This window comes from Streptomyces sp. NPDC002125 (assembly GCF_053593715.1).
In genome coordinates, this window is record NZ_JBSFDD010000067.1 from 1 (window position 1) to 4,931 (window position 4,931).

Genomic DNA, 4,931 nt, shown 5'->3' on the forward strand with positions numbered 1-4,931 from the left:
GCTGTCGTCACGGTCGCCGCGTGCGACACGGGGGACAGGGACGCCCTGGCCGCGCTGATCGCCGGCATCGACACGGACCACCCCCTCACCGGCGTCGTCCACCTCGCCGCACTCCTCGACGACGGACTCACCGAGTCCTTCACCCCCGAACGCATCGACGCCGTGCTGCGACCCAAGGCCGACGGCGCCTGGTACCTCCACGAGCTGACCCGGGACCTGCCGCTCCGCCAGTTCGTGCTGTTCTCCTCGACCGCCGCGTTCCTCGACGCCGCTGGACAGGGCAACTACGCGGCGGCCAACGTCTTCCTGGACGCCCTCGCCCTCCACCGGAGCGCCGCCGGACTGCCCGCCACCTCGCTCAACTGGGGCCTGTGGACCGGCGACCGCGGCATGGGCGCCGGCCTCGACCACGCCTCCGTACAGCGCATCGCCGACCTCGGCCTCACCCCCCTGAGCACCGAGGAGAACCTCGCGCTGCTCGACACCGCGGTGAGCGACACCAACGCCGTCTCCGTGGTGCCCGTACGCATCGACACGAGGGCCCTCCAGCGCAGGGGGGACTCCCTCCCCGCCGTACTCCGCGGCCTGGTCCGCACCCCCGCCCGCCGCACCTCGGCCGACAGCGGGCCGGGAGCCGTCCCCGTCGAGCAGACCCTCGCCCAGCACCTGGCGACGCTTCCCGCCCCCGACCGCGCCGACGCCGTACTCGGCCTCGTCCGCACCCACGTCGCGGGCGTACTCCGCCATGACGACGCCGAAGCGATCAGCCCGCAGCGCGCGTTCAGCGACATCGGCTTCGACTCCCTCGGTGCCGTCGAACTCCGTAACCGCCTCAACTCCGCCACGGGCCTGCGCCTGCCTGCCACGCTCATCTTCGACTACCCCACACCGCGCGGTCTCGCCGAACACATCGGCAGCAAGCTGCTCGCCGTCGAGACCGCCGCACCCAAGGCCCCGGTCGCGCCCCGCACCCCCGCGGACGAGCCCATCGCCATCGTCAGCATGGCCTGCCGCTTCCCCGGCGGAGTCACCTCACCGGAAGACCTCTGGAACCTCGTCTCCGAAGGCCGCGACGGCGTCTCCTTCTTCCCCTCCGACCGCGGCTGGGACACCGAAGGCCTCTACGACCCCGAGCCCGGCACATCCGGAAAGTCCTCCACCCGCGAGGGCGGTTTCCTCTACGACGCCGCGGACTTCGACCCCGAGTTCTTCGGCATCAGCCCTCGTGAGGCCCAGGCCATGGACCCCCAGCAGCGGCTGCTGCTGGAGACGGCCTGGGAGGCCTTCGAGCGCGCGGGCATCGACCCGCACAGCCGCCGGGGCTCGGACACCGGCGTCTTCGCCGGCGTGATGTACCACGACTGGAGCACCCGCCTCACCGACGTCCCCGAGGACGTCGCCGGATACCTCGGCAACGGCGGCCTCGCGAGTGTCGTGTCCGGCCGTGTCGCCTACGCCCTGGGCCTCGAAGGCCCGGCCGTCACCGTGGACACCGCCTGCTCCTCCTCCCTCGTCGCCCTGCACTGGGCGCTCCAGGGACTGCGCCGCGGCGAGTGCTCCCTCGCGCTGGCCGGCGGCGTCACCGTGATGTCGACCCCCGACACCTTCATCGACATGAACCGGCAGCGCGGGCTGGCATCCGACGGCCGCTGCAAGTCCTTCTCCGCCGCGGCGGACGGCACCGGCTGGGGCGAAGGCGCGGGCCTCCTGCTCCTGGAGAGGCTCTCGGACGCCCGGCGCAACGGGCACCCGGTGCTGGCGGTCGTGCGCGGTTCGGCCGTCAACCAGGACGGTGCGAGCAACGGACTCACGGCCCCCAACGGCCCCTCCCAGCAGCGCGTCATCCAGCGGGCCCTGCACGACGCCCGGCTCACCCCGTCCGAGATCGACGCCGTGGACGGTCACGGCACCGGCACCACGCTCGGCGACCCGATCGAGGCCCAGTCGCTCCTGGCCGTCTACGGGCAGGAGCGCCCGGATGACGCCGAGCCGCTGTGGCTGGGCTCCGTCAAGTCCAACGTGGGCCACACCCAGGCCGCCGCGGGTGTTGCCGGAATCATCAAGATGGTCATGGCCATGCGCCACGGCCAGCTGCCCAAGACCCTCCACGTCGACCGGCCGTCCGACGAAGTGGACTGGTCGGAAGGCGCCGTGGAGCTGCTGACCGAGTCGCGCGCCTGGCCCGCGACAGGCCGTCTCCGACGGGCCGCCGTCTCCTCCTTCGGTATCAGCGGCACCAATGCCCACGTGATCGTCGAACAGGCGCCGCTGAGCGCAGCTCCGGCCGCCGCCGCGAAGACCGCCTCTGCTCCGTCCGTCCTGCCCTGGACCCTCTCGGGAACGACCCCGCAGGCGCTCAGCGCCCAGGCGGAAGGCCTGCTGCGGCGCCTGGACGCGCTCCGGGACGACGAACTCGCCGCCGCCGGCCGCACCCTCGCCACCGGCCGCGCAGCCCTGGACCACCGAGCCGTGGTCGTCGGCGGCACCAAGGACGAGCTGGCCGAGGGGCTTCGGGTGCTCGCGGCGGGTGGCACGAGTGGTGTTGCCGTGGGTGCTGTGCGTACGGGCAAGTCTGCTTTCTTGTTCACGGGTCAGGGTGCGCAGCGGGTGGGGATGGGGCGTGAACTTCACGCGTCCTTCCCGGTGTTCGCTGAGGCTTTTGATGCGGTGGTCGCGGAGCTGGATGGTCATCTGTCTACGCCGCTGCGGGATGTGGTGTGGGGTGAGGACGCGGAGGTTCTGGGTCGGACGGAGTTCACTCAGCCGGCGTTGTTCGCGTTCGAGACTGCGTTGTTCCGGTTGCTGGAGTCGTGGGGTGTGCGGCCTGACTTCCTGGCGGGTCATTCGGTGGGTGAGCTGACGGCCGCGCATGTGTCGGGTGTGCTGTCGCTGGCTGATGCGGCGCGGCTGGTTGCGGCCAGGGCGCGGTTGATGCAGGCCCTGCCGGCTGGTGGTGCGATGGTTGCCATCCGTGCTTCCGAGGACGAGGTTCTTCCGTATCTGACGTCGGATGCGGTGAGTGTCGCTGCGGTGAACGGTCCGGAAGCGGTGGTGATCTCCGGTGCCGAGGCGGATGTGCTGGAGGTTGCGGCCCGGTTCGAGGGCGAGGGTCGTAAGACGAGTCGTCTGCGGGTCTCGCATGCGTTCCACTCGCCGCTGATGGAACCGATGCTGGCCGAGTTCCGCACCGTCGCGGAGAGTGTGTCGTTCGGTGAGGCTCGTATTCCGGTGGTCTCCAACGTCACTGGTGAGGTGGCCTCCTCGGAGGATCTGGGTTCGGCTGAGTACTGGGTGCGTCATGTCCGCGAGGCTGTGCGGTTCGCGGACGGAGTGCGTGCCCTGTCGGCTGCCGGGGTCTCGGTGTTCCTGGAGGTCGGCCCGGACGCGGTCCTCACCGCCATGGCCCAGAACGCCCTGGCCGATACCGAAGGCGATGCCGCGGTCTTCACCTCGCTCGTGCGCCGTGAACGCTCCGAGGCCCGTGAGCTGCTGCTCGGCCTCGGCCGGGCCACCGCCCACGGCGCCGGACTCGACTGGGACGCTCTGTTCGCCGCTTACGGTCCGGCTTCGGGGGTCGTCGACCTTCCCACATACGCCTTCCAGCGCAAGCGCTACTGGCTGAACGCCACCGTCAGCACGGCTGCGGGCGTCGGGGGCGCCGGACTGGAGCCGGTCAACCACCCGCTGCTCAGTGCCGCGGTGGTCGTGCCCGACTCCGACGGTGTGATCCTCACCGGCCGGATCGCCGCCGGCACGCACGCGTGGCTGGCCGATCACGAGGTGCTCGGAAGCCTCCTGCTGCCCGGCACGGGCTTCGTCGAACTGGCCGTGCGCGCCGGGGACGAGATCGGCTACGGCCGTGTCGACGAGCTCACCCTCCAGGCCCCGCTGATCATTCCGCGACGCGGCGCCACGGACCTGCGCGTCACCGTCGGCGCGACGGGCAGTGCCGCCGGCGCGGACACGGACGACGTCGCGGGCACCCGTACCGTCACCGTCCACTCCCGTCCGGAGGGGGCGGCGCCACACGAGTGGACCTTGCACGCCACCGGGGTGCTCACTGCCTCGCCGGCTGTCCCGGACTTCGATCTGGTGCAGTGGCCGCCGCCCGGCGCCGAGCCGATCCCCGTGGAGGGCGCCTACGAACGCCTCGTCGGACGCGGCTACGGCTACGGTCCGGTCTTCCAGGGGCTGAAAGCCGCCTGGCGCAACGGCGAGGACGTCTACGCCGAGGTCGCGCTGCCCGAGGACGCGGGTACCGAGGCCGGCCGCTTCGGCCTGCATCCCGCGCTGCTGGACGCCGCGATGCACGCCGACCTGCTGGACGAGCAGGGCGCGGCGGACGGCGACACCCTGCTGCCGTTCTCCTGGAACGGCGTCACGCTGCACGCCTCCGGCGCCACCGAACTGCGCGTCCATCTGAGCCGGCTGCGCGGCGACGAACTCTCCGCGCTCCGGGTGGCCGACGCCTCCGGACGCCCTGTGGTGACCGTCGAGTCGCTCGTGTCGCTGCCGGTCTCCGCCGCCCAGCTGGACGGCTCCGGCGGCCGATCCGACGCGCTCCGTCGCATCGACTGGAGGCCGCTGCCTCTCGCAGTGCCGCAGGGCGCGCCGACCACGGGAATCGTGACGGCATCCCTGGGTGCCACTCCGCTCGCGGCGGCCGGAACGGTCACCGAGTACGCGGACCTGGCGGCGCTCCAGGCCGCTCTGGACGGCGGCGCCATGGCACCGGAGCAGGTGCTCTGCCCGGTGCCCGACCTCACCGGCGAGCACACGCTGCCGGACGCGGTGCGTGCCACGGCCCACTGGCTGCTCACCACGGTCCAGCAATGGCTCACCGATGAGCGGTTCGCCGGTTCGCGGCTGGTGCTGCTCACCGAGGGTGCCGTCGCCACTTCGGATGTCGATGCCCCGCCCGCTCTCGAGAC

The 4,931-nt window shown here is 72.0% G+C and carries 1 protein-coding gene; it reads left to right on the top strand.

What is annotated here, in order from left to right; translation table 11 throughout:
* A partial coding sequence (locus tag ACWCQM_RS40725; RefSeq protein ID WP_450920104.1) for a type I polyketide synthase occupies positions 1 to 4,931 on the top strand: 4,931 nt, incomplete at both ends.